This is a genomic window from Streptomyces sp. NPDC049597 (assembly GCF_040675505.1).
Lineage (GTDB): Bacteria > Actinomycetota > Actinomycetes > Streptomycetales > Streptomycetaceae > Streptomyces.
This window is the reverse complement of sequence record NZ_JBFAOY010000006.1, coordinates 148,447-174,806: the sequence shown is the minus strand read 5'-3', so window position 1 is coordinate 174,806 and position 26,360 is coordinate 148,447. Positions and strand designations below refer to the sequence as shown.

The following is a 26,360-nucleotide window of genomic DNA, read 5'->3' as shown; positions in this document are numbered from 1 at the left end:
GCACCGGCGTCACTTCCCGGCGCGGGCCGCCATACGGGCCTTGCGGGCGGCGAGCTTCTCGTCGAACTTCCTCGCCTCGGAGTCCAGCCCGCCCATGTACAGGCCGAGCTCCTCCTGAGCCTTGAGGCCCTCGGGTCCCAGGCCGTCGATCTCCATGATCTTCAGGAAGCGGAGCACCGGCTGGAGGACGTCGTCGTGGTGGATGCGCAGGTTGTAGATCTCGCCGATCGCCATCTGCGCGGCCGCGCGCTCGAAGCCGGGCATGCCGTGTCCGGGCATCCGGAAGTTGACCACGACGTCGCGGACGGCCTGCATGGTCAGGTCGGGGGCGAGCTCGAAGGCCGCGCTCAGCAGGTTGCGGTAGAAGACCATGTGCAGGTTCTCGTCGGTCGCGATGCGCGCCAGCATCCGGTCGCAGACGGGGTCGCCCGACTGGTGGCCGGTGTTGCGGTGCGAGACGCGGGTCGCGAGCTCCTGGAACGCGACGTACGCGACGGAGTGCAGCATCGAGTGGCGGTTGTCCGACTCGAAGCCCTCCGCCATGTGCGCCATGCGGAACTGCTCCAGCTTGTCCGGGTCGACCGCGCGCGAGGTGAGCAGGTAGTCGCGCATGACGATGCCGTGCCGGCCCTCCTCCGCGGTCCAGCGGTGCACCCAGGTGCCCCACGCGCCGTCGCGGCCGAAGAGGGTGGCGATCTCGTGGTGGTAGCTCGGGAGGTTGTCCTCGGTCAGCAGGTTCACCACGAGGGCGATCCGGCCGATGTCGGTGACCTTGGACTGGTCCGGCTCCCAGGCCTCCCCGTCCTCGAAGAAGCCCGGGAAGTTCCGGCCGTCGCCGAAGGGCACGTACTCGTGCGGCATCCAGTCCTTGGCGACCTTGAGATGGCGATTGAGCTCCTTCTCCACGACCTCTTCGAGTGCGTACAGCAGCCGCGCGTCGGTCCACGCTTCCGAACTGCCGAGGTGGGGAGAGGTGATCGTCACGAGTGCTCCTGGGGACGGGAGGGTACTTACGGGTTCGTAGGTTACGAGACCGTAGGTTAAGCGCGCGATAAGGCCCCGACCAAGCCCGGATCCGCAATGACCGTTTACGTTCGGTTATGTGGCCAGGTGGCGCGATGCCAAGGGAGAGGCAGGTCACGTTCCGGTTCCGCCGGTCCCTTCGCATCGCGCCCTCCTCAGCCCTCCGGGAACGCCTCCGCACCCAGCTCGTGGGCCGAGATGTCCCGCAGCCCCTCGCCGTCCAGGAGCAGCCGACGGGTGACGCCGATCGACTCCAGGAACGCCACGTCGTGGCTCGCCACGATCAGCGCGCCCTCGTAGGACTCCAGCGCCGCCGTCAGCCGCCGCACGCTCGCCATGTCGAGGTTGTTCGTCGGCTCGTCCAGCATGAGCAGCTGCGGCGCGGGCTCGGCCAGCATCAGGGCGGCGAGGGCGGCCCTGAAGCGCTCACCGCCCGACAGTGTCCCCGCGGGCTGGTCGGCGAGCGCCCCGCGGAACAGGAAGCGCGCGAGTTTGGCCCGGATCGCGTTGTTCGTCGCGCCCGGCGCGAAGCGGGCCACGTTCTCGACCACGCTCAGGCCGTCGTCGAGCAGATCGAGGCGCTGGGGCAGGAAGCGCAGCGGAACCTCCGCTACCGCCTCGCCGGCGACCGGCGCGAGCTCCCCGGTGATGGTGCGCAGCAGCGTCGTCTTGCCCGCGCCGTTGCGCCCGACCAGGGCGATGCGCTCGGGCCCGCGCACCTCCAGCTCGCCCGGGATCTCGGCGCCGTACCGCAGGCGCAGTCCGCTCAGCCGCAGCACCCCGCGCCCGGGGTGGACGGTGGTGTGCGGCAGCTCGATGCGGATCTCGTCGTCGTCCCGCACGGCCACCGCGGCCTCGTCGAGGCGTTCCCGTGCCTCCGCGAGCCGTTCCGTGTGCATGATGCGGTGCTTGCCGGCCGACTCCTGCGCGGCCCGCTTGCGGGCCCCCATCACGATCTTGGGCTCCCGCTTGCTGTCCCACATCTTCTGCCCGTACCGCTTGCGGCGCGCCAACTTCACCTGCGCTTCGGCCAGTTCGCGCTTCTGTCGCTGAACGTCTGCCTCCGCCACGCGCACCATCCGCTCCGCCGCCTCCTGTTCGACGGCGAGCGCCTGCTCGTACGCGGTGAAGTTGCCGCCGTACCAGCTCACCTCGCCGTCGCGCAGGTCGGCGATCTGGTCGACGCGCTCGAGGAGTTCGCGGTCGTGGCTGACGACCACCATGACCCCGGACCAGGCGGTGACCGCGTCGTAGAGCCTGCGGCGCGCGTACAGGTCGAGGTTGTTGGTCGGTTCGTCGAGCAGCAGCACGTCCGGCCGGGCCAGCAGCAGGGCCGCCAGCCGCAGCAGGACGCCCTCGCCGCCGGACACCTCGCCGATGGTGCGGTCCAGGCCGATGTGCCCGAGGCCGAGCTGGTCGAGCGCCGCGCGGGCGCGCTCCTCGACGTCCCAGTCGTCGCCGACCGCGGTGAAGTGCTCCTCGCTCGGATCACCGCCCTCGATGGCGTGCAGCGCCGCGCGGGTGGCGGCGATGCCGAGCACCTCGTCGACGCGCAGGCCCGTGTGGAGGACCAGGTTCTGCGGCAGGTACCCGACCTCGCCGGCAACCCGGACCGTGCCGGACACGGGGACGAGGTCGCCGGCGATCAGCTTCAACAGGGTGGACTTGCCCGATCCGTTGAGGCCGATCAGGCCCGTACGGCCGGGGCCGACGGCGAGCTGGAAGTCGTCGAACACCTGCGTGCCGTCCGGCCAGGCGAAGCCGAGGGAGGAACAGGTGAGGAAGGTCGGGGTGAGTGGCATACGGGTCTCCGGTCGCGTGGAAGGGGCGGGGCAACGGTGGAGACACCGGGACACGTGGCGACGGAGCCGTACGGGAACGAGAAGGAGGTCCCGGTCGGGCGGAAAGACGGACGGCAGAGCGTCGAGGTCGCACACGCGCACGCCGGCACAGGCCGGGCCGCACGGTGTCTCGTGACCTCAGACGAGCAACGTCCTACTCCGATCGACGACAACAGAACCGTCGCACACGCTAGAGACCGGCCCGCCGGGCTGTCAAAGCATTTACCGGCCGCCGGGCCCGCCCGCGTTGATGTCGGAAAACTGCCAGCCACGGCCGGGGGCCCACTGATTGGGTGGGGGGCATGACGAACCTTCGTGACCTCGCCCGCCGCTTCCACGCCCTGCACACCACCGGCCGCCCGCTGCTGCTCCCCAACGCCTGGGACACGGCGAGCGCCCGGATCATCGAGGACGCGGGCGCCGCGGCGATCGCCACCACCAGCGCCGGCGTCGCCTGGGACCTCGGCACCGCCGACGGCGACCGGCTGGCGGGGACCGAGGCCCTCGCCCAGGTGGCGCGTATCGCCTCGGCCGTCGGCGTGCCGGTCACGGCGGACATCGAAGGAGGTTACGCGGCCGACGCCGACGGCGTCGCCGCCACCGTGCGCGCCGTGCTGGACGCGGGCGCCGTGGGCGTCAACATCGAGGACGGTTCGCGCCCGGCCGACGAGCACGTCCGCCGGATCGCGGCGGCGCGGGCCGCTGCCGACGCGGCGGACGTCCCGCTCTTCGTCAACGCCCGCATCGACGTCTACCTCGCGGGGATCGGCGCGGAGGCGGACCGGCTGGACGAGACGCTCCGGCGGGCCGCGGCCTGCGTCGCCGCCGGAGCGGACGGGATCTTCGTACCGGGCGTGGTCGACCCGGGCACCGTGGAGGCGCTGGCCAAGGGGATCGACGCGCCGCTGAACGTGATGGCCGGTCCGGGCGCGCCCGACGCCGCCGAGCTGGGCCGGCTCGGAGCGGCGCGTGTCAGCGTCGGGTCGGGGATCGCCCAGGCGGCTCACGCCGTGGTGCGCCGTGCCGCCGCCGAGCTGCTGGAGACGGGCACGTACACGGCGCTGGCCGACGGTGAGGACTACGGGCGGCTCAACGCCCTGATGGGGGAGCGCCGGAGCGACCGATAGGCGTCTGGCAGGGGGAGGGTCAGCGGGCGTCGCCCAGCAGCTCGGCGAGGTCGTGGTCGAGGTCCAGGTACAGATGCTCGCTGCCCGCCGGCACCAGGGTCAGTGCCCGGTCGAGGAAGCGGAGCAGCTCACCGGTGCCGATGTGCACCACCGCGGTCCCCTCGGCGGCGTGGAACTCCAGCACCGTGCGGTGGTAGCCGTACGGCCGCACGCGGACGTCGCCCACGCCGGCCGCGGTGCGCACGCCCTTCGCCAGCAGCTCGCGCGAGAAGGTCCACGAGATGTCGGCGCCCTCCAGCGTCGCCGGAGCCGGGAAGTCGATACGCACGGCGAAGGGGTCCCGGCGGTCGTAGTGCAGCGTCGCCGGAACCGACTCCAAGCGGGGTGCGGAGGCGACGAGGCGGACCTGGACGGCCTGTTCGATGACGGTGGACAAGGCCCGCTCCTTCGTGTGCGGCTCGGTGGAATCGTCCGGCCCGGGGCTCCCGGGCACCACCGAAGACGCCGGCGCAACGGAATCCGTGCATCCGGGTGTTGAGTGAGCTGTGTCACCGCCCCGGCCCCGTCCCGCGGCGCGTCTCGCACTCTGGACGGCAGGGGGCGCGTGGGCTAGCTTCCGGCGCCATGACGTCCAAGGGGAAGACGAGACGAACGGTGTCGGTGGGGCTGTGCGCGGCTGCGGTTTCCGCGGTGCTCGCCGTACCGGCACAGGCGGCCCGGCCGGCCGCGGAGGCGGACACGCGCGTGGCCGTGGCGACGCCCGCCTGGAAGCTGAAGGAGACCGGGAGCGAGGTGCGTTTCCGGGGCCTCGCGCCCGTCAGCCGCGAGGTGGCGTGGGTGGCGGGATCCAAGGGGACGGTGCTGCGCACGGCTGACGGCGGCCGTAGCTGGCTGAACGTCTCGCCGCCGGGGGCGGGGGAGCTGGAGTTCCGCGACATCGAGGCGTTCGACGCCCGCCGGGCCGTCGTTCTCGCCATCGGAGAAGGGGAGGCGTCGCGGGTCCTGCGCACCCACGACGGCGGTGAGACCTGGGCCGAGTCGTTCCGCAACACCGATCCGCGCGCCTTCTACGACTGCGTCACCTTCTTCGACCACCGCCACGGGCTGGCCATGAGCGACCCCGTCGACGGCAAGTACCGGATCCTGTCCACCGGAGACGGGGGCCGGTCCTGGAAGGTGCTGCCGAGCGACGGCATGCCGGCCGCCCTGCCGGGCGAGGCGGGCTTCGCCGCGAGCGGCCAGTGCCTGGTCTCCGCCGGCCCCAAGGACGTGTGGCTGGCCACCGGGGGAGGCGCCACGGCCAGGGTCCTGCACTCCGCCGACCGCGGACTGAACTGGAGCGTCGCCGAGTCGACCGTGCCGGCCGGTAATCCGGCGCGCGGGGTCTTCGCCCTCGCCTTCCGCGACCGCGAGCACGGCATCGCCGTCGGCGGCGACTACCGCAGCGGCGAGGCATCCCCCCGGGCCGCGGCCGTCACGGCGGACGGCGGGCGCAGCTGGCGCCAGGCGGCGGCACCGCCGCCCGCGTACCGCTCGGGCGTCGCGTGGCTGCCGCACCTGAAGTCGGCCGCCCTCGCCGTCGGCCCGACCGGTACGGACCTCACCGTCGACGGCGGCCGCACCTGGCGCACCGTGGACAGCGGGTCCTTCGACACCGTCGACTGCACCCCGGACTTCGGGTGCTGGGCGTCGGGCGAGAAGGGCAGGGTCGCGCGCCTGGAGTTCTGACCGGGCGGGGCTACGACGGCAACTGCTGCCGGTACGCGGCGAGTCCGGGAGCGGTCTTGGTCGCGATGAACTCCGTGATCCGGTACGTGCACACCTCGCCCATGACGAAGGGGTCGGCCGCCGCGATCCGCTCGATCCGCGCGCGGTCGTCCCCGACGGCGAGGATCACACCGCCGTCGCGCGGGTTCTTGCGGCCGGAGGCGATGAACACGCCCTCCTCGTAGAGCGCGTCCAGCCACTCGACGTGCGCGTCGAGGAGCTCCTCGACGCGCTCGATCGGCGCCGTGTAGGTCAGTTCCATCACAAACATGATCGTCAGGTTACCGGGCGTGCCCTGCCGGCGGGATCACGCTCTCTCGCGCCGCGCCACCGCTGGTCCCCGCGCGTCGGGAACCGGCCCGGCGGGCGTCCGCGTCCGCGATCCATGAGAGTGCGGCCGTCGCACACGCGGACAGGGCGATAGTCAGCGCCGCGCGGCGGGAAGTGCTCTGTGCCCGGCAGAGCCAGGTGAAGAAGAGGGCGGGGAAGAGGTTCATGCCGCGCCGGTTGATGAAGACTGTGCCGGCAGCCACCGGTGCCGCCGCCCTGGCCGTCACGCCGCTCACCGCCCAGGCCCCCTGCGCGACGGTGAGGCGGTTCCCGCAGGAGCCTCGTGGCCTGCGACGCGTTCCGGCCGCTTGAGAGACTGTGACCATGACGGACATCCCCCTCTGGCGTCGGCCGACCCGCAGCGGTTGGCGCATCGAGGCCGACGAAGCACGCACGCGCGTCGACGTGATCGATCACGCCGGGCGAGTCCACGGCTCGGTGGCGACGGCGCCCGTGGAGCAATCCGGGGGCCTCGGGCCGTCTCTGCCCGGCAGCGAACGCGCCCCCATCGCGCTGGAACCGCACGACGAGCAGGCCTTCGTCAGCGACGGCAAGGGCCACGGTCACCGCCGTCGGAAGAAGACCGGTCATGCGCTTGTCCACGGTCGGCGCTACGCGTTCGTCCACACCGGGTCCTCCCGCGCCGACGCGATGCGGGACGGCACCCGGATCGCGTCCTTCCGCCGCCGCCGCGGCACCGTCAGCCGCGACGAGCACGGTGTCCTGGACGAGACCGACGAACTGGTCCTGACCGTCTTCGAGAAGCTCCTGAAGCCCGGACGCCCCGGTGCCGTCTCCGACTTCTTCGACGGCCTCACCTCGCTGTGAGCACCCTTCGAAGGGCGTCCGCGCAGCAGCACCGGAGGCCCTAGGGTGGGCGGCACCATGAAGATCGTCGAAGCGCCCGCCGGCTGGCCCGTGAACGAAGAAGAGGCCCTGGCCGTCCAGGACGAACTGCGCACGCGCGTCGTCCTGGACGAGCCGGGCCCACCGGTCGGCACCGGTCCGGTGACCGGCGTCGACGTGGCGTACGACGACGAACGCGACGTCGTCGCCGCGGCGGCGGTCGTGCTGGACGCGGCGACGCTGACCGTGGTGGAGGAGGCCACCGCGATCGGCCGGGTCTCCTTCCCGTACGTTCCCGGGCTCCTCGCCTTCCGCGAGCTCCCGACGGTGCTGGCCGCGCTCGCCTCCCTCACGTCCGACCCCGGTCTGGTCGTCTGCGACGGCTACGGCCGTGCGCATCCCCGGAGGTTCGGGCTCGCGAGCCACCTGGGGGTGCTGACCGGGCTGCCGGTGCTCGGCGTCGCCAAGAACCCGTTCGTCTTCACCTACGCCGAACCGGGCCCGTCGCGCGGTGACTTCACGCCGCTCGTGGCGGACGACGGGGAGGAGGTGGGCAGGGCGCTGCGTACGCGGGACGGCGTGAAGCCCGTCTTCGTCTCGGCGGGACACCGGGTGACTCTGGAATCGGCGTGCGCGCATGCGCTGCATCTGGCGCGTGACTTCCGCATACCCGAATCGACGCGGCGTGCGGATGCTCTGTGCAGGCGGGCGCTGAGGGAGGTCTCGGGCGGTTCCTGAGGGGACCACTGCGCGGAGCCGCCCCCTCCCGATACCGGTGCAGGCCCCGACGCCCCGGGGCCGTTGGCCGGGCCCGGCGGACTCCGTTCGGTTCGCTGGTACTCGGCCCCGGGCGCCTTTCGGGCGTTGGCCGGGTCCGCCCCGGCCGGGCTCCGCCGCCGGCAGGTACTGGCGCTCGCGCGGAAACCGTCCGGCTCCGCCCGCCCCGGACGCCCCTCGGGCTCCGCCCGCGGCCTCCGGGACCACGGGCACGCGCCGCGCCTGGCAGGCAACTCCAGCCCCGCCGGCGTTCGAGGCGTGGCTGGCGCCGGGCGCGCGGGCCGTCTCCGGCGCCGCGCTCAGCGCCGGCGTCGTCGGGGCGACCCGGCCGTGGCGTCCGACGCGAGCGGCCGCCGGTGCCCCCGCGCGGGGTATTCGGGGACGGGCGGAGCCCGGGGCGGGAAGGGACGGGGGGGACACGCAGCGGACACCCCGCCGCACTCCTACCGCGCGTGCGCCACCCGGAACCGGATCCCCGCCCCCTCCAGGCGTTTCAGCAACGCCTCACCCATCGCCACCACCGGCGTCACCTGACCCGAAGTCCTCGGCAGCGCGTCGGACACCAGGGACATCGCCGACTCCGCGAGAATCTTCGCCGTCTCGTCGTAGCCCGGGTCGCCGCCCGTCACCTCCGTGAACACGCGGCGTCCGCCGCCCTCGCCGACGAAGCGGATCGAGAACCAGCTCTCGGCGCGGCGCTCGGCGCTCGGGCCGTCGCCGGGGGCGTAACGCCGCATCAGCGCCTGCCGGGCGGCCGGGAGCTGGGCGAGGGCGAAGCCCGCGCCCACGGCCGCCGGGCCGGCGAGTGCCATCGGGAGCGTCTTGACCGCCGCGTAGTGGCGGTAGCGGAAGTCGGGGCCGTAACGCTCCAGCGCGCGCGCAGAACGCGCCACGATCTGCCGGTCGATCGTCGGCAGCGGCAGCGCCCACGTGCCCGTCTCCCGGTTGAAGTGCGGCGCTCCCAGCGGTGCGCGGGCGCGCCGCCCGACCAGGCGCGGCTCGTGCAGCCGGCGCTCGCGCGCGGCGCGCAGCGTCTCGCGGCCGCGCGCCATCGCGGTGAGCGCCGAGGCCATGGTCCCGCCGGAGAACATCGCGTGGGAGCTGACGAACCCGTCGACCGTCAGCGGCACCCCCTCGGGCAGCTGCCGCACCGTGAAGAAGGCGCCCAGGTCGTGCGGGACGGAATCGAAGCCGCAGGCGTGGACGAGGCGCGCGCCGGTCTCGCGGGCGCGCGCGTCGTGGCGTACGAACATCGCGTCCACGAACTCGGGCTCGCCCGTGAGGTCCGCGTAGTCCGTCCCGGCGTCGGCGCACGCCGCCACCAGAGGCTCGCCGTACAGCACGTAGGGGCCGACCGTCGTCGCGACGACACGTGCGGAGGCGGCCATTTCCCGCAGTGCGCGGGGAGCGTCGGCGTCGGCCTCGACCAGGGGGAGGTCCGCGCACGAGGGCTCGATGACGGCGAGGCGCTCGCGCAGCCGCTCCAGCTTCGCCCGGCTGCGGCCGGCGATCGCCCACCGGCAGCCGGCCGGCGCGTTCCGTGCCAGGTACTCGGCGGTGAGCTGTCCGACGAACCCGGTCGCCCCGTAGAGCACGATGTCGTACGGGCGCTGCGCGCGGCCGGTCCCGTTCTGGCTGTCCAATGGCTCCTCCGCCCTCGGGGCTGTCCGGCGGATCAGGGCCCGGGGCCAGAACGCCGATGTCGGTGGCTGAGGCTAGCGCGCCGCGCGGCCCCGCAGAAGAAGCGTTTCCCATCGGTAACCTGGGTTGTCCGCACTTCTAAGCGCTTGCTCTCCCGAAACCCTTGTGCGGAGTGGGACACGTTCTTACCATCACTGGTGTTACATCAGTTGTGTCACACTGCTGGGGGCTGGATGGCAGCGTCAATGAACGGCCCGCTGGCCGGGGTTCGCGTGGTGGAACTGGCGGGCATCGGCCCCGGCCCGTTCGCCGCCATGCTCCTGGCCGACCTCGGGGCCGACGTCGTGCGGATCGACCGCCCCGGCGGTGCGGGACTCGGTATCGATCCGGCCTACGACCTCACCAACCGCAACAAGCGCTCGGTGCTGATCGACCTCAAGGCCGAGGACGGGCCCGGCCGGGTCCTCGACCTGGTCGAGCGGGCGGACGTGCTGATCGAGGGCTACCGCCCCGGCGTCGCCGAACGGCTCGGCGTCGGCCCGGACGTGTGCCTGGCCCGTAATCCGCGGCTGGTCTACGGGCGGATGACCGGCTGGGGACAGGAGGGACCGCTCGCCCACCGGGCCGGCCACGACATCGGCTACATCGCCCTCACCGGCACGCTCTCCATGATCGGCAAGGACGGCGAGCCGCCCGTCGTCCCCGCCAACCTGGTCGGCGACTACGCGGGCGGCTCGCTCTACCTCGTCATCGGCGTGCTCGCCGCCCTCCAGCACGCGCGCACCGAGGGCGGCACCGGCCAGGTCGTGGACGCGGCCATCGTCGACGGCGCCGCCCACCTGGCCACGATGATCCACGGCATGATGGCGGCCGGCGGCTGGCAGGACCGGCGCGGCGCCAACCTGCTCGACGGCGGATGCCCCTTCTACGGCGCCTACGAGACGGCCGACGGCGAGTACATGGCGGTCGGCGCGCTGGAGCAGCGGTTCTACGACGAGTTCACCGAGCTGCTCGGCATCAGGGACGAGATCCCGGCCCGCAAGGACTTCGACCGCTGGGGCGAGCTGCGCGAGGCGATCGCCGCCCGCTTCCGGACCCGTACCCGCGCCGAGTGGACCGCGGTCTTCGAGGGCTCGGACGCCTGCGTCGCGCCCGTCCTCTCGCTGCGCGAAGCGCCCGCGCACCCCCACATCGCCGCCCGCGGCACCTTCACCGACCACGGAGGCATCACCCAGCCCGCGCCCGCGCCGCGGTTCTCCGCCACGCCCGGGGCCGTGACCCGGCCGCCGGCGATGCCCGGCGCGCACACGGCGGAGGTCGCCCGCGACTGGGGCGTGACCCTGACCGATCCGCAGGAGGACCGTTGAAGCGCCAGATCTTCACCGCCGAGCACGAGGCTTTCCGCGAGACCGTCCGCACCTTCCTCGCCAAGGAGGTGCTGCCGCACTACGAGCAGTGGGAGAAGGACGGCATCGTCAGCCGGGACGCCTGGCGCGCGGCGGGCCGGCAGGGCCTCCTCGGCCTCGCCGTGCCGGAGGAGTACGGAGGCGGCGGCAACGACGACTTCCGTTACGCCGCCGTGCTGCACGAGGAGTTCACCCGCGCCGGCGCGCCCGGACTGGCGATCGGGCTGCACAACGACATCATCGGCCCGTACCTGACCTCCCTCGCCACGGACGAGCAGAAGCGCCGCTGGCTGCCCGGATTCTGCACCGGCGAGACCATCACGGCCATCGCCATGACCGAACCGGGCGCGGGCTCCGACCTCCAGGGCATCCGCACCGCCGCCGAGGACCGGGGCGACCACTGGATCCTCAACGGCTCCAAGACCTTCATCTCCAACGGGATCCTCGCCGACCTGGTCGTCGTCGTCGCCAAGACCACCCCGGAGGGAGGCGCGCACGGCCTGTCGCTGCTCGTCGTCGAGCGCGGCATGGAGGGCTTCGAACGCGGCCGGAACCTCGACAAGATCGGCCAGAAGTCCCAGGACACCGCCGAGCTGTTCTTCCACGACGTGCGGGTCCCCAAGGAGAACCTCCTCGGCGAACTGAACGGCGCCTTCGTCCATCTGATGACCAATCTGGCGCAGGAGCGGATGGCGATAGCCGTCGCCGGGATCGCCGCAGCCGAGCACCTGCTGGAGATCACGACCGCGTACGTGAAGGAGCGCGAGGCGTTCGGACGGCCGCTCGCCAGGCTCCAGCACATCCGCTTCGAGATCGCCGAACTCGCGACCGAGTGCGCCGTCACCCGCGCCTTCCTCGACCGCTGCATCGCCGACCACGCGGCCGGCGAGCTGGACGCCGTGCACGCGTCCATGGCCAAGTGGTGGGCGACCGAGCTGCAGAAGCGCGCCGCCGACCGGTGCCTCCAGCTCCACGGCGGGTACGGCTACATGAACGAGTACCGCGTCGCCAAGGCGTTCACCGACGGCCGCATCCAGACCATCTACGGCGGGACGACCGAGATCATGAAGGAGATCATCGGCCGCTCGCTGCTCAGCTGACTCCACCTCCGCACACGGCCCACCCTCGTCGAAAGGCTCCAGACAGTGAGCACCGAAGCGTATGTGTACGACGCCGTCCGTACCCCCCGGGGGCGCGGAAAGGCCAACGGCGCCCTGCACGGCACCAAGCCGATCGACCTCGTCGTCGGCCTGATCCACGAGATCGAGCGCCGCTTCCCCGGTCTCGACCCGGCCGCGATCGACGACATCGTCCTCGGCGTCGTCGGCCCGGTCGGCGACCAGGGTTCCGACATCGCCCGCATCGCGGCGATCGCCGCCGGACTGCCCGACACGGTCGCGGGCGTCCAGGAGAACCGCTTCTGCGCCTCCGGCCTCGAAGCCGTCAACATGGCCGCGATGAAGGTCCGTTCCGGCTGGGAGGACCTCGTCCTCGCCGGCGGCGTCGAGTCGATGTCGCGCGTCCCCATGGCCTCGGACGGCGGAGCCTGGTTCGCGGACCCGATGACCAACTACGACACCGGCTTCGTCCCCCAGGGCATCGGCGCCGACCTGATCGCCACCCTCGGCGGCTGGTCGCGCCGCGACGTCGACGAGTACGCGGCGCTGTCGCAGGAGCGCGCCGCCGCCGCGTGGAAGGACGGCCGTTTCGAGCGCTCGGTCGTCCCGGTCCGCGACCGCAACGGCCTCGTCGTCCTCGACCACGACGAGCACATGCGCCCCGGAACGACCGCCGACTCCCTCGCCGCGCTGAAGCCGTCCTTCGCGGACATCGGCGAGCTCGGCGGCTTCGACGCCGTCGCGCTGCAGAAGTACCACTGGGTGGAGAAGATCGACCACGTCCACCACGCGGGCAACTCCTCGGGCATCGTCGACGGCGCCGCCCTCGTCGCCATCGGCAACAAGGCGGTCGGCGAGCGCTACGGCCTCACGCCGCGTGCCCGGATCGTCTCCGCCGCCGTCTCCGGCTCCGAGCCGACCATCATGCTCACCGGCCCCGCCCCCGCCACCCGCAAGGCGCTCGGCCGGGCCGGACTGACCATCGACGACATCGACCTCGTCGAGATCAACGAGGCCTTCGCCGGCGTCGTCCTGCGCTTCGCCCAGGACATGGGCCTCTCGCTCGACAAGGTCAACGTCAACGGCGGCGCGATCGCCATGGGCCACCCGCTCGGCGCGACCGGCGCGATGATCCTCGGCACCCTCGTCGACGAACTGGAGCGCCAGGACAAGCGGTACGGCCTCGCCACCCTGTGCGTGGGCGGCGGCATGGGCATCGCCACCGTCGTCGAGCGTCTTTGACCACCCGTCCTTCCCGCCTTACGGAGCAGCCACCACCATGAGCGAGTCGACCACCATCCGCTGGGAACAGGACGAGACCGGCGTCGTCACCCTCGTCCTCGACGACCCCGACCAGTCCGCCAACACCATGAACGAGGCCTTCCGGGCCTCCGTCACCGCGATCGCCGACCGCGTGGAGGCCGAGCAGGACTCCATCCGCGGCATCATCGTCACCTCCGCCAAGAAGACCTTCTTCGCCGGCGGTGACCTGAGGCTGATGATCCAGGCAGGACCCGACGACGCGCAGTCCGTGTTCGAGGGCGGCATGGCCATCAAGCGTGCCCTGCGCCGGATCGAGACCATCGGCAAGCCCGTCGTCGCCGCCATCAACGGCGCCGCGCTCGGCGGCGGTTACGAGATCGCCCTCGCCTGCCACCACCGCATCGCGCTCGACGTCTCCGGCTCCAAGATCGGCCTCCCCGAGGTCACGCTGGGCCTGCTGCCCGGCGGCGGCGGTGTCACCCGCACCGTACGGCTCATGGGCATCGCCGACGCCCTGCTGAAGGTGCTCGTCCAGGGCACCCAGTACTCGCCGAAGCGCGCGCTGGAGAACGGCCTGGTCCACGAACTGGCCGCCACGCCGGAGGAGATGCTGGCCAAGGCCCGCGCCTTCATCGACGCCAACCCGGTCTCCCAGCAGCCGTGGGACGTCAAGGGTTACAAGATCCCCGGCGGTACCCCGTCGAACCCGAGGTTCGCCGCCAACCTGCCCGCCTTCCCCGCGAACCTGAAGAAGCAGACCGCGGGCGCCCCCTACCCCGCGCCGCGCAACATCCTCGCGGCCGCCGTCGAGGGCTCCCAGGTCGACTTCGAGACCGCGCAGGTCATCGAGTCCCGGTACTTCACGGAGCTGGTCACCGGCCAGACGTCGAAGAACATGACACAGGCGTTCTTCTTCGACCTGCAGGCCGTCAACGCGGGCCGCAGCCGTCCCGACGGCATCGAGCCGCGCACCGTCCGCAAGGTCGCCGTCCTCGGCGCCGGGATGATGGGCGCGGGCATCGCCTACTCCTGCGCCCTCGCCGGCATCGAGGTGGTCCTCAAGGACGTGTCGGCCGAGGCCGCCGCGAAGGGCAAGGGCTACTCGGAGAAGCTGTGCGCCAAGGCGGTGGCGAGGGGACGTACCACCCAGGAGAAGGCGGACGCACTCCTCGCCCGCATCACGCCGACCGCGGAGGCGGCCGACCTCGCGGGCTGCGACGCCGTCATCGAGGCGGTGTTCGAGGACACGGCGCTCAAGCACAAGGTGTTCCAGGAGATCCAGGACGTCGTCGAGCCCGACGCCCTCCTGTGCTCCAACACCTCCACGCTGCCCATCACGGTGCTCGCCGAAGGTGTCTCGCGTCCGGACGACTTCATCGGCCTGCACTTCTTCTCGCCGGTCGACAAGATGCCGCTCGTGGAGATCATCAAGGGCGAGCGCACCGGCGACGAGGCTCTGGCCCGTGCGTTCGACCTGGTCCGCCGGATCAACAAGACGCCGATCGTCGTCAACGACTCCCGCGGCTTCTTCACCTCACGGGTCATCGGCCAGTTCATCAACGAGGGCGTGGCGATGGTCGGAGAGGGCGTCGACCCCGTCTCCGTCGAGCAGGCCGCGGCCCAGGCCGGCTACCCGGCCAAGGTGCTCTCCCTGATGGACGAGCTGACCCTCACGCTGCCGCGCAAGATCCGCAACGAGACCAGGCGCGCGATCGAGGAGGCGGGCGGAACCTGGACGGAGCACCCGGCCGAAGCGGTGATCGACCGGATGGTCGACGAGTTCGGCCGCACCGGCCGCAGCGGCGGCGCCGGTTTCTACGACTACGACGCGGACGGCGGGCGCGCCGGGCTGTGGCCGGGCCTGCGCGAGCACTTCACCCGCGAGGACGCCGGGATCCCGTTCGAGGACATGCAGGAACGCATGCTCTTCTCCGAGGCGCTGGACTCCGTCCGCTGCCTCGAGGAGAACGTGCTCACCTCGGTCGCCGACGCCAACATCGGCTCCATCATGGGCATCGGCTTCCCGGCCTGGACCGGCGGGGTGCTGCAGTACATCAACGGCTACGAGGGCGGACTCACGGGCTTCGTGGCACGCGCCCGCGAGCTGGCCGACCGGTACGGCGAGCGCTTCCAGCCGCCCGCGCTGCTGCTGGAGAAGGCGGAGCGGGGCGAGGTCTTCACCGACGCCTGACGCGCCCGCCCTGCCTCGATGAGGGCGGTGGAGACCCACGCCCGGCGGATCGCGCCCACGGCCGCGATCCGCCGGGCAACAGCTCCGGAGCCGTCTCCCTCGTCGATCCCGCGGAAGCCGGAAATGCGTCGGAGCCACGCCGCCGGGTGTGGCGAGGGTGACGTCGAACCCGGCTCGCGGAACAGCCGGTGTGGTGCGGCGAGTTCCTCAGCCCAGCAGCCGGTCGGGCGCTGGGTGCCGCCGGCGAGCGTCCAGTGGTCGGAGCCGGTGACGACGAACAGAACTGTGGTCACGACAGAACTGTGGTCACGGCTGTCTCCTTCACAGTGCGCACGGGTCGCGCGGCAGTGGAGGGCTTCTCGTCCGGCAGGGGGCGTGCCGGTGCCGGCGTGCGCGGGGTGGGCGGCTCAGGCGACGGTGACGATCACCTTTCCGCGGGTGTGGCCCTCCTGGTTGAGCCGCTGTGCGTCGGCGGCCTGCTCGAGCGGGAATGTGGCGGCCACTTCCACGCTCAGCTGCCCGCGCTCCGCGAGGACGGTGAGCGCCTCGAGGTCCTGGGTGTCGGGTCGGACGAACACGTACCGGCCTCCGAGGCCGAGGACGGCGCCGTCCGCGACGGAGGCCAGCCGGCCGCCCGCGGCGAGCAGCCCGGGGGAGATCTTCAGGGCCTCGCCGCCGATGAGATCGAGCACGGCGTCGACCCCCTGCGGCGCCAGGGCGTTGACGCGGTCGGTGAGGCCCTCGCCGTAGGCGACCGGCTCGGCGCCGAGCCCGCGCAGGTAGTCGTGGTTGTGCTCGCTCGCCGTGCCGATGACGCGGGCGCCGAGCGCTCGGGCGATCTGTACGGCCAGGGAGCCGACACCACCCGCCGCGGCGTGCACCAGCACGGTGTCGCCGCTGCCCACGTTCAGGGCGCGGGTCAGCGACTGGTAGGCGGTGAGACCTGCCAGCGGGATGCCGGCGGCCTCCTCGAAGGAGAGGTTGGCGGGCTTGCGGGCGAGCGTACGGATCGGGGCGGCGACGTATTCGGCGAAGGTGCCGCGGGAGACGAAGTCCTCACGGACGTAGCCGATCACCTCGTCGCCCGGGGCGAACTCGGTGACCCCGACGCCGGTCTCCTCGACGACGCCCGCCACGTCCCAGCCGGGGATGACGGGGAAGACGGTGTCCATGACGCCGTCCAGGTATCCGGCCTGGATCTTCCAGTCGACCGGGTTGACGGAGGCGGCCTTCACACGGATCAGTACGGTGTCCGGGCCGAGCTTCGGGTTGGGGACGTCGCCGTATTCCAGGACGCCCGGGCCGCCGTAGGTGTGGTAGGTGATGGCCTTCATGGTGGTGCTCCTTGGTGCGGTGGTGCGGTGGTGCGGTCGTGCCGATCGCAGTGGTGCGGATCGGGTGGGTGGGGCGTCAGGCAGCCGCAGTGGCGGCAGCCGGCTCGGGGGCCGTCTCGACGGCGGGCAGGTGCTTCGCTCGGGGCGCCTGCCGCTGCCGCTTCAGGCCGACCAGTGCGATGGCCAGGACAAAGGCGAAGGCGACACCGGCGATGGTGAAGCTCAGGGTGAACTGGCTCTCGGCGGGCAGCGGGGGCACTCCGGCCGGAAGGTGCTCGATGGTCCGGGAGGCGAGCAGCGTCGTGATCAGCGCACTGCCGATCGAGCTTCCGACCGAACGGGAGATGGAGTTGATGCCGTTGGCGACGCCGGTCTGGTGGGGCGGCACCCCGGCGACGATCAGTGCGGGCATCGCGGCGTAGCCGAGGCTGATGGCCGTTCCGACAGCCATTCCGGCGCCGATGACCGAGGGGGTCGAGGAGTGTGCGGCGGCCAGCCACGCGAAGCCGGCGATGCCGGTCACGGCGCTCAGGGCGAGCGTGAGACGGGGGCCGATCCTGCGGATCAGCAGGCCGCCGAACTGGGCGGCGACGAGGGAGGCGATCGTACTGGGCAGCAGGTACGCGACGGAGGCGCGGAGCACGGATGCGCCGAAGCCGTAGCCTGCGACGTCCTGTGGTATCTGCGCCAGGTAGGAGACGCCGAGGAACTGGGCGAACATCCCGAATCCGACGAAGAGGCCCGCGAGATTGCTGAAGAGCACCGGGCGGTGGAGGAACATCCTCATGTCGACCATCGGTTCGCGCACGCGGCTCTCGGTGAAGGCCCAGACCCCGGCCATGACGACCGCTCCGGCGAAGCTGCCGAGGGTGCGGGCGGACGTCCATCCCCACTCGTGGCCCTGGGAGATCGGCAGCAGAAGCAGGACGAGGAAGAGCGCGAGGGTGAGCGCGCCGAGGAGGTCGGTGCGCCCGCCGGTCCTGGTGCGGCTTGCCGGGACGAGGAGCACGACGGCGAGGAGCGTGACCAGGGCCAGCCCGGCGGCCAGCCAGAAGACGGGGTGGTAGTCGGCGTTGTCGCCGCGGGTCAGCAGGCCGGTGGTGACCAGGGCGAAGCCGCTGCCGAACGCCAGGGTGCCGCTGACCAGTGACATCGCTCCGGGCAGACGGTGGGCGGGGACCTCCTCGCGGAGTACCGACAGCGCGAGCGGGAAGATCGCTGTGGCGGCGCCCTGGAGAACCCGGCCCACGATCAGCCAGAGGAGCGAGTCGGTGGTGGCGGCCAGGACCGAGCCCGCGATCATCACCACCAGGACGCCGATCAGGGTCGGCTTCTTCCCGTGCTGGTCGCCGAAGCGGCCGAGCAGGGGGGTGAAGACGGCTGCGGAGAGCAGGGTCGCGGTGGTGACCCAGCTGACCTCGGCCGCGGTGCTGCCGAGGCTGCTCCCGATCAGGCCGAGGATCGGAATCACCAGTGTCTGCATCATCGACACGACCATGGCGGCGAGGCTCAGGACCAGGACGACTGCTGTCTCACGTCGGCGTCGGCCGGGCGGCGGGGCAAGGGTGTGGGACACGGGCGCTCTCTTCGGGCGGGGCGAGGGGCCGGAGCCGGGTGGAGGGGCTCAGCTCGAAACAAGTAGATGCTTGATGCACTCAAGCGATGAGATCGACGGTAAAGGTCAATGGTTGAGGATGTCAAACTTTGATTCTCACCTAGACTGGATCCATGTCCCGCACCCCCGCCGCGCACCCGGCCTCCGCGACCCCAGTCCCGCAGGGCGGCGACCCCACCTATGTCGAGCTCCTGGAGCGCCTGGCACGCGCCGCCGCCGGCTACTACCGCGACCTCACCGCGGCGGCCGCGGTACAGGGGCTCACCATGACGCAGGCCAAGATGCTCATCCATCTGCGGCAACCCACGCCCATGCGTGCTCTCGCCGGGTTGCTCTCCTGTGACGCCTCCAACATCACGGGGCTCGTCGACCGGCTGGAGGCCCATGGACTGGTCTCCCGGCAGCTCGACCCGGCCGACAGGCGGGTCAAGAACGTGGTCGCCACGGAGGAGGGCAGGGAGGCCGTCCGGCGGATCCGCGCCGATATGCGGGGCACGTCGGCGGCCTTCGCCCGCCTCGACGACGAGGGCCGCCGCAGCCTCTACGAGCTGCTGGGACGCCTGCACCCCGACGAGACGGCCTGATCACGGCCTGACGTGCCGGGCCTTGCCGGCCGGCGGTCCGCGGGATTGTCGGCCGGTTCAGCCGACGGCGACCCAGGCGGCGAAGAGGACGGTCGCGGCGACGACGCCTGCGACGCCTGTCGTGATCAACAGGAATCACGAGGCTGCTGATCCAGACGGTGCTGGGCGGAGACGGAGTCCGGCGAGGTGGCGACAGACCCTAGCGGCCCCGCCGGTGGCCGGGCCCGCCCGTGCCGAACGCCTCGCGCAGTTCCTCCCGCAGTGAGCGCTGGAACGCCGTCACCAGCGCCTGGATCACCATCGGCTGCATGTGCGCGGACAGCGACTTCATCGCCGCCACATGGTCCGGGTCCGACTCGCGCTCGCGGTAGGGGCCCCAGACCTCGTCGCGGAACAGGCGCGTCAGGTCCTGTGCCGCGGCCCGGGCGTGCTCCAGCAGGACGGTGCGGGACGCGAGGATCGTCTCGTGCGCGATGGGGACGTCCAGCAGTTCGACGCCGAGGCGCAGCAGCGAGCCGTCGAGCCGGAACGCCTCCCCGCCGGTACGGTCCAGCACGCCCATCGCGGCGAGCCGGTCCACGTCCTGGTCCGACAGCGGCCGGCCGGCCCGCCGCTCCAGCTCCTGCCGGGTCACCTCCTCGGCCGACTCCGGCGCCCATGAGGCCACCAGGGCCCGGTGGATGGCGAGGTCCTGGGCGCTCAGGTCCGCGGGCAGCTGCTCCAGGTAGCGTTCGATGGCCGCCAGCGTCATGCCCTGGTGCTGCAACTCCTCGATGAGGGCCAGCCGGGACAGGTGGTCCGAGCCGTAGTGGCCCACGCGCCGGGGGCCGATCACGGGCGGCGGCAGCAGACCGCGTGTGCTGTAGAACCGGATGGTGCGCACGGTGACCCCGGCGCGCGCGGCCAGTTCGTCGACGGTGAGCGTCGGCTCATCGGTCTCGGTCGCCATGACCCTCCTTCTGCTGAACCGCACCGGTCCAACAGTATTGCTGTCTCACCACTGTTGTGAAAGCCGGGCGCCCGGAGGACGGCGATGTCAGTGCCGCATCGTACGGTTGTGCCATGTCCGAGATCAGATACGTCCGGGGGGACGCCACCGCGCCGCAGGGCAAAGGCGTCAAACTGATCGCGCACGTGTGCAACGACATGGGGGGCTGGGGCAAGGGCTTCGTGCTCGCCCTCTCCCGCCGCTGGCCGGAGCCCGAGGCGGCCTACCGCCGCTGGCACCGGCAGCGCGCGGGAAACGACTTCGGGCTGGGCGCGGCCCAGTTCGTCCAGGTCGGCCCGTACCTCTGGGTGGCCAACATGGTGGGGCAGCGGGGCACACGCACCGGCAGCAAGGGCGTTCCCGTGCGCTACGAGGCCATCGACACGGCGCTCGCCTCCGTCGCCGAGCAGGCCCTGGAGCTGGGCGCATCGGTCCACATGCCGCGCATCGGCTGCGGACTGGCGGGCGGCACGTGGTCGAGGATCGAGCCGCTCATAGCCACCCGGCTCACGTCGCGGGGCATCGACGTCACGGTCTACGACCACGACTGACCGGCGGCGTCGGCCCCGGGCGGCGATCCCGGTGACCTGCCCCCGGCGGCTGACCCTGCGCGACGGGGCGGGCCGGGCTCCGCTGGTGTACCGGGGACGCTCGACGAGTACCGGGCGGCGGCCGGCGTCTGGGACCCGCGGCTGGTGGCGGCCCTGGTGGGCATCCACCTGATCTGCACCTCGGCCGCCGCCGGCGACGACACCGACTGGTACGCCGAGGGCTGACCGGCGCGACCCGCTCCGGACGCGACGCGGGGCGTGCCCACGGCCGTGGGGACGCCCCGCTCTGAAGGACCGGGGTCAGTAGACCGCGACCCCGTACGCGCTCAGCGCCTCGCGCACCGGCTGGTGCAGGGCCGATCCGCTGGTGCCGGTGCAGCCGGAGCTGCCCGAGTGGATGCCGAGCGCCGTCGAGCCGGCGAAGTGGGCGCCACCGCTGTCACCGCCCGCGGAACAGGCCGTGGTGCGGACCAGGTTGTAGACCGGACCGGCGCTGTAGTTCACGGTGACGTTGACGGCGGTCACGGTGCCGCTGGTCACCTTCGTGGTGGAGCCGGACTTGCGCAGCGACTGGCCCACGATCGCGTCGGCCGCGGAGCTGATGTCCTGGTAGCCGCCGTTGTACAGGTTGACGTTCCCGGCGGGTGCCGAGCCGTCCGTGTAGCGGACGATGCCGTAGTCGTTGGTCGGGAAGCTCGTCCCCTCACGGGTGCCGATGGACGGCCCGCCGGAGGTGGCCGACCAGCTGCTCGCGGAGTTGGTGCAGTGTCCGGCGGTCAGGAAGTAACGGGTCGTGCCCTTCGAGACGTTGAAGGCAGCCGAGCAGCGGTAACCGCCGCCGTAGATCGCGTCCCCGCCCGCCACCTCCTCGGTGAAGACGCCGGGCACGCGCGTGATCCGCACGCTGTCGCCGAGCGCCGCGGCGACCGTCCTCAGGCGGACCATGTCGCGAGCCGAGACCGACGAGTCGGCCTCGACCGCGACCTGGTTCGTCCGGGGGTCGATGCCCCACGACGTGCCGGTGATCCGGGCCTTGGCCTGCAGTGTGGCGATCGCGGACCGCAGCTGTGCCGCGCTGCGCGAGACGAGCTCGGCGCGCGCGCCGGCCGCCCGTACCTGCTCGGCGGCCTCGGCGTCCGTCACCGTGACCACCAGTTCGCCGCTCGCGGCGTCGAGGTAGGAGCCGGCGGTGCGGTCGCCGAGGGCGCGTTCGAGCGAGCTGTGCTGGGCGTACTGGACGGCGGTCGCCGCAACGCCCGGGGCCGGGCCGGCGGCCGGTACCGGGTGCTCGGCGGCCCCGGCCGTGGCGGATCCGAGTCCGACGGCGGTGAGGGCCAGAAGGGCGGGAAGGCAGATGCGCGCGCGGAGCGTGCGTCTCATCAGGGCTTCTCCTTCTACGAGTCCGTGGGGGGCTTGCCGTGGGGAACGGCAATGTGGACTGGACCAGTCCGAACTGCGGACTCAATGTGGCATGACCCTGACATCGATACAAGGGTGCCGCCGCGCGCTTGCGCCTACTGGCCCGAGGCAATCACCGGATAGTGGTCGGACAGGTTGGTGTACGTGTAGGTGGTGCCCCAACTGGAGACCGACCAGGGCGCACTCTGCTCCTTGATCACCTCATTGGTCCAGCCCGCCGGCCGCGCGTGCCCCGCCCGGTGCAGCACGTAGTCCAGGTCCTCGCGCGGGTCGTCGGGGTAGCGATCGGCCGCGATCGAGTTCTCCTGCGTGTCGAACGAGTACGGGTGCCCGGTCCGCGCGTCCGCCCCCGCGAAACCGCCGTCGGCGAGCATCCGTGCGTACTCCGGCGTACGGGAGTCGACGTTGAAGTCGCCCGCCACGATCACCTGTTCGGACGCCGGGATGTTCTTGGCGTCCAGGAACGCGTCCATCGCGCGGAATTGACGGCTGCGCGTCATGGCCGCCTCGCCCGCCTCGCACCCCGGGTCCGTCGACTGCGCGTGCGTACCCACGACATGGACCCTCGTGTCGTTCACGTCGAGGACCGTGTAGACGAACCCCTTGTTGGAGTACCAGTCCGCGCCGCAGGCGTCCTTGTAGACGTACTGCTCCTTGCGCACGATCGGCCACTTGCTCAGGACCGTGACACCGCCGTCCTCGGGCGTCGTCGCCGAGTAGGCGCCGCTCGTCGCGTCCCAGCCGTCCCTGCTGCGGCCCATCACCGGCGTCTGGTGCGGATACCGGTCCGCCGCCCTGCTCCTGAGCGCGTCGGACGAGGAGTTGTCGAACGCCTCCTGGAGCACGACCACGTCGTGCCCCTGGAAGAAGGATGCCGCGGGGATGGCGGCCGCCCGGTGGTCCTGGCCCCAGTTGGGGTAGAGCGACTTGCTGAACAGGAACGCGTTGTACGTCAGCACCTTCAGTCGCGGGGTGTCCGCGGTGGGTGCGGCGACTGCCGACGGTGCGGTCGCCGCCAGGGTGGAGGCGGCGAGCACGGCGGTCAGGGCTGCGCCGGGGATGCGGCGGAGCGCGGAATTCAGCACAGGATCTCCTGTTTCCGGGTGGGGGGTTCGAAGCCGGCCGTGCGACCGGCGCCGCACATCCAACCAGCAGAAGTTACTTCCAGGTAATAGGCGGGAGCCCACTTTCTTGCCCCCGGCGCAACAGTGGGTTTCCTCCTGCGCCCCGTCCCGGGGGGCAGGCACCGGGTGCGGCGGCCGCCGTCATACTGGGAGGTGACCGTCACACCGGGAAACCGGACCAAGGCACCACCTGGAGAACCCCCATGAGCAGGGCCGCAGCACCTGTCGACCCGCCCCCGCCCGGCGGCGTGCTGTGGAGCCTCGCCGGGGACGTCCGGGCCCTGCTGATGCTCCCCGCCGCGCTCACGCTCCAGGTCGCTCACCCGGCCGTCGGCGCGGGCGTCGACGAGCACTCCGTCTTCCGCACCGACCCCTGGGGCCGCGGCGAACGCTCCCTGCGCTCGCTCCAGCTGTGGATCTACGGCGGCGAGGAAGCGGCCGCCGAGGGCCGGCGGCTGCGCGTGCTGCACCGCACCATCCAGGGCACCGACGCCCACGGCCGCCGCTACCACGCCCTCGACCCCGCCCACTACTCCTGGGTCCACGCCACCGGCTTCCCCGTCTACCGGCACGCCGCCCGCTACCTGGTGCGCCCGCTCACCGAGGCCGAGGAGCGACAGCTGTACGCCGAGTGGCTCCAGGTCGGCCGCGTCCTCGGCATCCAGGACCGGGACATGCCGCAGAGCATCGAGGAGTTCTGGCCCTACTTCCACGCGATGCTCGCCGACGAGATCGAGCCGACCGTCGTCGTACGCGAACTCCTCGACGTCCACGCGCAGGTGCCGCCTCCGGACCGGGGCCCGCTGCTCCCGCGGCTCGTCCTGCGGACCCTGTGGCCCATGCTGCTGCCCCCGCTCGCCCGCTTCCGCCGCTTCATGACCGTGGGACTGATGCCACCCGAAGCCCGCGAGGCCATCGGCCTGGACTGGACGGCCGAACAGGAGCGCGCACTGCGCCGGTTCGGCCGCGTCGTCCGGATCGCGGTGCCCCTGCTCCCCGAGCGGCTGCGCTACCTGCCCCTCGCCCGGCGGGCCCGGCGCGAGGTCCGCTTGGCCCGCCGGCTCAGGAGCTCAGCCCACCGCGCGCGATGACGTCCGCGTACCAGTGCGCACTGTCCTTGAGCGTGCGCCGCTGGGTCGCGAAGTCCACGTGCACGATGCCGAACCGCTTGCTGTAGCCGTAGGCCCATTCGAAGTTGTCCAGCAGCGACCACAGGAAATAGCCCCGGACGTCGGCGCCGGCCTCGATCGCCCGGTGCACCGCCGCGAGGTGCGCGCGCAGGTAGGCCACCCGCTCGGGGTCCTTGACCGCGCCCGACGGGTCGGCGTAGTCGTCGTACGCGGCCCCGTTCTCGGTGATCACCAGCGGCACGCCCGGCAGGTCGTCGCGCAACCGGGTCAGCAGCTCGTACAGGCCTTCCGCGTCCACGGGCCAGTCCATCGCGGTGCGCGGGCCGGGCGCCGGCAGGAAGCGCACGTGCTCCTCGGCGCCCGCCCACGGCGACGGCGCCGGGGACGAACCGGCGGCGACGACGGTGGGGGAGTAGTAGTTGATGCCCAGCGAGTCGATCGGCGCCGACGCCGCCTCCAGATCCCCGTCCCGCACGAACGACCAGTCGGTGACGGGGGCGGTGTCGCGGACCAGGTCCTGCGGGAGCCGGCCGTGGAACACCGGGTCGAGGAAGATCCGGTTGCCGACCGCGTCGATCCGGCGCGCCGCGTCGACGTCGGCGGCCGAGTCCGAAAGGGGCCGTACCGCGTGGAGGTTGAGCGTGAGCGACACCTCGCACTGCGCGGGAAGCCGGGAGCGGAGCTCCCGGACCGCCCACCCGTGCGCGAGATTGAAGTGGTGGGCGGCGCGCAGCGAGGCGAGCGGGCTGGTGCGGCCGGGAGCGTGCACCCCGTTGCCGTATCCGAGGAAGGCGGCGCACCAGGGCTCGTTGAGCGTCGTCCAGGTCGCCACCCGGTCACCGAGCGCCCCGGCCATGATCCCCGCGTACTCGCCGAAACGCTGCGCCGTCTCGCGCTGCGGCCAGCCGCCGGCGTCCTCGAGCTCCTGTGGCAGGTCCCAGTGGTAGAGCGTGGCCACCGGCCGGATGCCGGCGGCGAGCAGCTCGTCGACGAGCCTGCGGTAGAAGTCCAGTCCCTTCTGCACGGCCGGCCCGCGGCCGGTGGGCTGCACCCGCGGCCAGGCGACCGAGAAGCGGTAGTCCGTCACGCCGAGCTGCCGCATGAGCGCGATGTCCTCGCTCACGCGGTGGTAGTGGTCGGCGGCGATGTCGCCGGTGTCGCCGTTGCGGACCTTGCCCGGGATGCGGCTGAACGTGTCCCAGATGGACGGGGTGCGCCCGTCCTCGGCAGCCGCACCCTCGATCTGGTACGCCGCTGTGGCGGTGCCCCAGCGGAAGCCCGCCGGGAACCGGAGCGTCGCCGTCGTGTCGGGGCGTGCGTCGAGCGCGGTCATGAGGATGGAACTCCAGGAGTGAGACGTCGTACGAGAGGGGAAGGCACGGGGTCAGCCCTTGACCGCGCCCTGCATGATGCCGCCGACGATCTGGCGGCCCAGCAGGCCGAAGACCAGCAGCACCGGAAGCGTGCCGAGCAGGGTGCCCGCCATGATCACGGACTGGTCGTGGACATAGCCGCCGCCGAGCTGGCGCAGCGCGACCTGGACGGTCGGCTCCTGCGAGGAGAGGGCGACGATCGGCCAGAAGAAGTCGTTCCAGGCGGCCATGAAGGTCAGCATGCCGAGCACGGCCATTCCCGGCCGGGCGACGGGCACCACGATCGACCAGAAGATCCTGGCCGTGGAGGCCCCGTCCACCCGGGCGGCCTCGATCAGCTCGTCCGGCAGGGACTGGACGAGGAACTGCCGCATGAAGAACACGCCGAAGGCGGAGACGAGTCCGGGCAGGATCACGGCCTGCAGCTGGTTCACCCACTGCAGTTCGGCGATCAGCATGAACAGCGGGATGACGCCGAGCTGCGGCGGGATCATCATCGTGCCGACCGTGACGGCGAGCAGCGCGCCCCGGCCCCGGAAGCGCAGTTTGGCGAAGGCGAACCCGGCGAGCGTGCAGCACAGGACCGTGCCGACGGTGATCGAGGAGGACACGACGAAGGAGTTGAGCAGCGCCTTGCCGATGTCGGCCTCCTCCATCACCGCCTCGAAGTTGTGGATCAGCCGCGAGCCGGGCAGCAGCGTCGGCGGCACCCCGGCCAGGTCGGCGTTGGACCGGCTGGCCGCGACGATCGTCCAGTAGAACGGGAAGGCGGAGACGAGGACCGCGAGGATCAGGATCGCGTGGGCGAGCTTTCCGCCGTGCATCGTGCGGCCGGCGCCGGACCGGCCCCGTCGGCGCCTCGGCTGCCCGGGCGTCGCGGTGGCCGGCTGCTGCACCGGCGGCTCTGCCAGC

Annotated in this window: 23 protein-coding genes and 1 pseudogene; 11 read left to right on the top strand and 13 right to left on the bottom strand. The window is 72.1% G+C overall.

Translation table 11 applies throughout. From position 1 onward, the window contains the following. Positions 1-9: 9 nt before the first annotated feature. On the bottom strand, positions 10-984 hold the full coding sequence (locus tag AB0K02_RS10225; protein ID WP_365991916.1) for an acyl-ACP desaturase: 975 nt from the start codon (positions 982-984) through the stop codon (positions 10-12). A 194-nt stretch (positions 985-1,178) separates the two neighbouring features. Continuing rightward, complete coding sequence (locus AB0K02_RS10220; protein ID WP_365991915.1) at positions 1,179-2,825, bottom strand: ABC-F family ATP-binding cassette domain-containing protein; 1,647 nt, start codon at positions 2,823-2,825, stop codon at positions 1,179-1,181. A gap of 341 nt (positions 2,826-3,166) precedes the next feature. Here AB0K02_RS10220 and AB0K02_RS10215 point away from each other — a divergent pair, with 341 nt between their 5' ends. Beyond that, a complete protein-coding gene (locus tag AB0K02_RS10215) occupies positions 3,167-3,991 on the top strand; it encodes an isocitrate lyase/phosphoenolpyruvate mutase family protein (protein ID WP_365991914.1) in 825 nt (274 codons plus the stop codon). Positions 3,992-4,010: 19 nt separating this feature from the next. Here AB0K02_RS10215 and AB0K02_RS10210 read toward each other — a convergent pair whose 3' ends face one another. Beyond that, complete coding sequence (locus tag AB0K02_RS10210; RefSeq protein ID WP_365991913.1) at positions 4,011-4,427, bottom strand: SsgA family sporulation/cell division regulator; 417 nt, start codon at positions 4,425-4,427, stop codon at positions 4,011-4,013. 188 nt (positions 4,428-4,615) lie between these two features. Here AB0K02_RS10210 and AB0K02_RS10205 point away from each other — a divergent pair, with 188 nt between their 5' ends. Then, entirely contained in the window at positions 4,616-5,719 is a 1,104-nt protein-coding gene (locus tag AB0K02_RS10205; RefSeq protein WP_365991912.1) for an oxidoreductase, read from the top strand. Positions 5,720-5,729: 10 nt separating this feature from the next. Here AB0K02_RS10205 and AB0K02_RS10200 read toward each other — a convergent pair whose 3' ends face one another. After that, complete coding sequence (locus AB0K02_RS10200; RefSeq protein ID WP_365991911.1) at positions 5,730-6,029, bottom strand: YciI family protein; 300 nt, start codon at positions 6,027-6,029, stop codon at positions 5,730-5,732. Between the two features lie 383 nt (positions 6,030-6,412). On the opposite strand from AB0K02_RS10200, the gene AB0K02_RS10195 reads away from it, so the two are divergent. Beyond that, positions 6,413-6,916, top strand: coding sequence for a hypothetical protein (locus AB0K02_RS10195; protein WP_365991910.1), 504 nt, complete (start codon positions 6,413-6,415; stop codon positions 6,914-6,916). Positions 6,917-6,973: 57 nt separating this feature from the next. After that, positions 6,974-7,672, top strand: a complete 699-nt coding sequence (locus tag AB0K02_RS10190) for an endonuclease V (protein ID WP_365991909.1) — start codon at positions 6,974-6,976, stop codon at positions 7,670-7,672. 482 nt (positions 7,673-8,154) lie between these two features. Here the strand turns inward: AB0K02_RS10190 and AB0K02_RS10185 are convergent, their stop codons facing one another. Next, entirely contained in the window at positions 8,155-9,354 is a 1,200-nt protein-coding gene (locus tag AB0K02_RS10185) for a saccharopine dehydrogenase NADP-binding domain-containing protein (RefSeq protein ID WP_365991908.1), read from the bottom strand. Between the two features lie 231 nt (positions 9,355-9,585). Here AB0K02_RS10185 and AB0K02_RS10180 point away from each other — a divergent pair, with 231 nt between their 5' ends. Genes AB0K02_RS10180 through AB0K02_RS10165 form a run of 4 tightly spaced genes read left to right on the top strand, consistent with a single transcriptional unit; the run spans position 9,586 to position 15,330 of the window. After that, on the top strand, positions 9,586-10,719 hold the full coding sequence (locus AB0K02_RS10180; protein ID WP_365991907.1) for a CaiB/BaiF CoA-transferase family protein: 1,134 nt from the start codon (positions 9,586-9,588) through the stop codon (positions 10,717-10,719). Then, the gene (locus AB0K02_RS10175) at positions 10,716-11,858 is read left to right on the top strand and encodes an acyl-CoA dehydrogenase family protein (RefSeq protein ID WP_365991906.1); all 1,143 of its coding nucleotides are present in this window, start codon (positions 10,716-10,718) and stop codon (positions 11,856-11,858) included. Before AB0K02_RS10180 ends, AB0K02_RS10175 begins: the two co-directional genes overlap by 4 nt. 45 nt (positions 11,859-11,903) lie before the next feature. Beyond that, positions 11,904-13,118, top strand: coding sequence for an acetyl-CoA C-acetyltransferase (locus AB0K02_RS10170; protein ID WP_365991905.1), 1,215 nt, complete (start codon positions 11,904-11,906; stop codon positions 13,116-13,118). 37 nt (positions 13,119-13,155) lie between these two features. Next, a complete protein-coding gene (locus AB0K02_RS10165) occupies positions 13,156-15,330 on the top strand; it encodes a 3-hydroxyacyl-CoA dehydrogenase NAD-binding domain-containing protein (RefSeq protein WP_365991904.1) in 2,175 nt (724 codons plus the stop codon). Positions 15,331-15,456: 126 nt separating this feature from the next. Here AB0K02_RS10165 and AB0K02_RS10160 read toward each other — a convergent pair. From AB0K02_RS10160 to AB0K02_RS10150, 3 genes and pseudogenes are all read right to left on the bottom strand, one after another. After that, positions 15,457-15,623: pseudogene (locus tag AB0K02_RS10160) on the bottom strand (type 1 glutamine amidotransferase domain-containing protein); the annotation flags it as partial. A 114-nt stretch (positions 15,624-15,737) separates the two neighbouring features. Next, positions 15,738-16,664 carry an NADP-dependent oxidoreductase gene (locus AB0K02_RS10155; RefSeq protein ID WP_365991903.1) on the bottom strand — a complete coding sequence of 309 codons (927 nt, stop codon included), beginning with the start codon at positions 16,662-16,664 and terminating at the stop codon, positions 15,738-15,740. A 76-nt stretch (positions 16,665-16,740) separates the two neighbouring features. Next, positions 16,741-18,240, bottom strand: a complete 1,500-nt coding sequence (locus AB0K02_RS10150; protein WP_365991902.1) for an MFS transporter — start codon at positions 18,238-18,240, stop codon at positions 16,741-16,743. A gap of 152 nt (positions 18,241-18,392) precedes the next feature. Between AB0K02_RS10150 and AB0K02_RS10145 the strand changes: the two genes are divergently transcribed. Then, the gene (locus AB0K02_RS10145; RefSeq protein ID WP_365991901.1) at positions 18,393-18,863 is read left to right on the top strand and encodes a MarR family transcriptional regulator; all 471 of its coding nucleotides are present in this window, start codon (positions 18,393-18,395) and stop codon (positions 18,861-18,863) included. A gap of 199 nt (positions 18,864-19,062) precedes the next feature. On the opposite strand, the gene AB0K02_RS10140 is transcribed toward AB0K02_RS10145, so the two are convergent. Then, positions 19,063-19,812 (bottom strand): MerR family transcriptional regulator, encoded by a 750-nt coding sequence (locus tag AB0K02_RS10140; protein ID WP_365991900.1) that lies wholly within the window; start codon positions 19,810-19,812, stop codon positions 19,063-19,065. Between the two features lie 113 nt (positions 19,813-19,925). Here AB0K02_RS10140 and AB0K02_RS10135 point away from each other — a divergent pair, with 113 nt between their 5' ends. Beyond that, entirely contained in the window at positions 19,926-20,402 is a 477-nt protein-coding gene (locus AB0K02_RS10135) for a macro domain-containing protein (protein ID WP_365991899.1), read from the top strand. A 300-nt stretch (positions 20,403-20,702) separates the two neighbouring features. On the opposite strand, the gene AB0K02_RS10130 is transcribed toward AB0K02_RS10135, so the two are convergent. Beyond that, positions 20,703-21,782 carry a S1 family peptidase gene (locus AB0K02_RS10130; RefSeq protein ID WP_365991898.1) on the bottom strand — a complete coding sequence of 360 codons (1,080 nt, stop codon included), beginning with the start codon at positions 21,780-21,782 and terminating at the stop codon, positions 20,703-20,705. Positions 21,783-21,916: 134 nt separating this feature from the next. Next, a complete protein-coding gene (sph, locus tag AB0K02_RS10125; protein ID WP_365991897.1) occupies positions 21,917-22,906 on the bottom strand; it encodes a sphingomyelin phosphodiesterase in 990 nt (329 codons plus the stop codon). Positions 22,907-23,148: 242 nt separating this feature from the next. Between sph and AB0K02_RS10120 the strand changes: the two genes are divergently transcribed. Further along, entirely contained in the window at positions 23,149-24,036 is an 888-nt protein-coding gene (locus tag AB0K02_RS10120) for an oxygenase MpaB family protein (RefSeq protein ID WP_365991896.1), read from the top strand. Here AB0K02_RS10120 and AB0K02_RS10115 read toward each other — a convergent pair. Together AB0K02_RS10115 and AB0K02_RS10110 are read right to left on the bottom strand one after the other, a co-directional pair. Further along, positions 24,008-25,408, bottom strand: coding sequence for a GH1 family beta-glucosidase (locus AB0K02_RS10115; protein ID WP_365991895.1), 1,401 nt, complete (start codon positions 25,406-25,408; stop codon positions 24,008-24,010). The genes AB0K02_RS10120 and AB0K02_RS10115 overlap by 29 nt on opposite strands. A 51-nt stretch (positions 25,409-25,459) precedes the next feature. Next, positions 25,460-26,272 (bottom strand): carbohydrate ABC transporter permease, encoded by an 813-nt coding sequence (locus AB0K02_RS10110; protein WP_365991984.1) that lies wholly within the window; start codon positions 26,270-26,272, stop codon positions 25,460-25,462. Positions 26,273-26,360 lie beyond the last annotated feature (88 nt).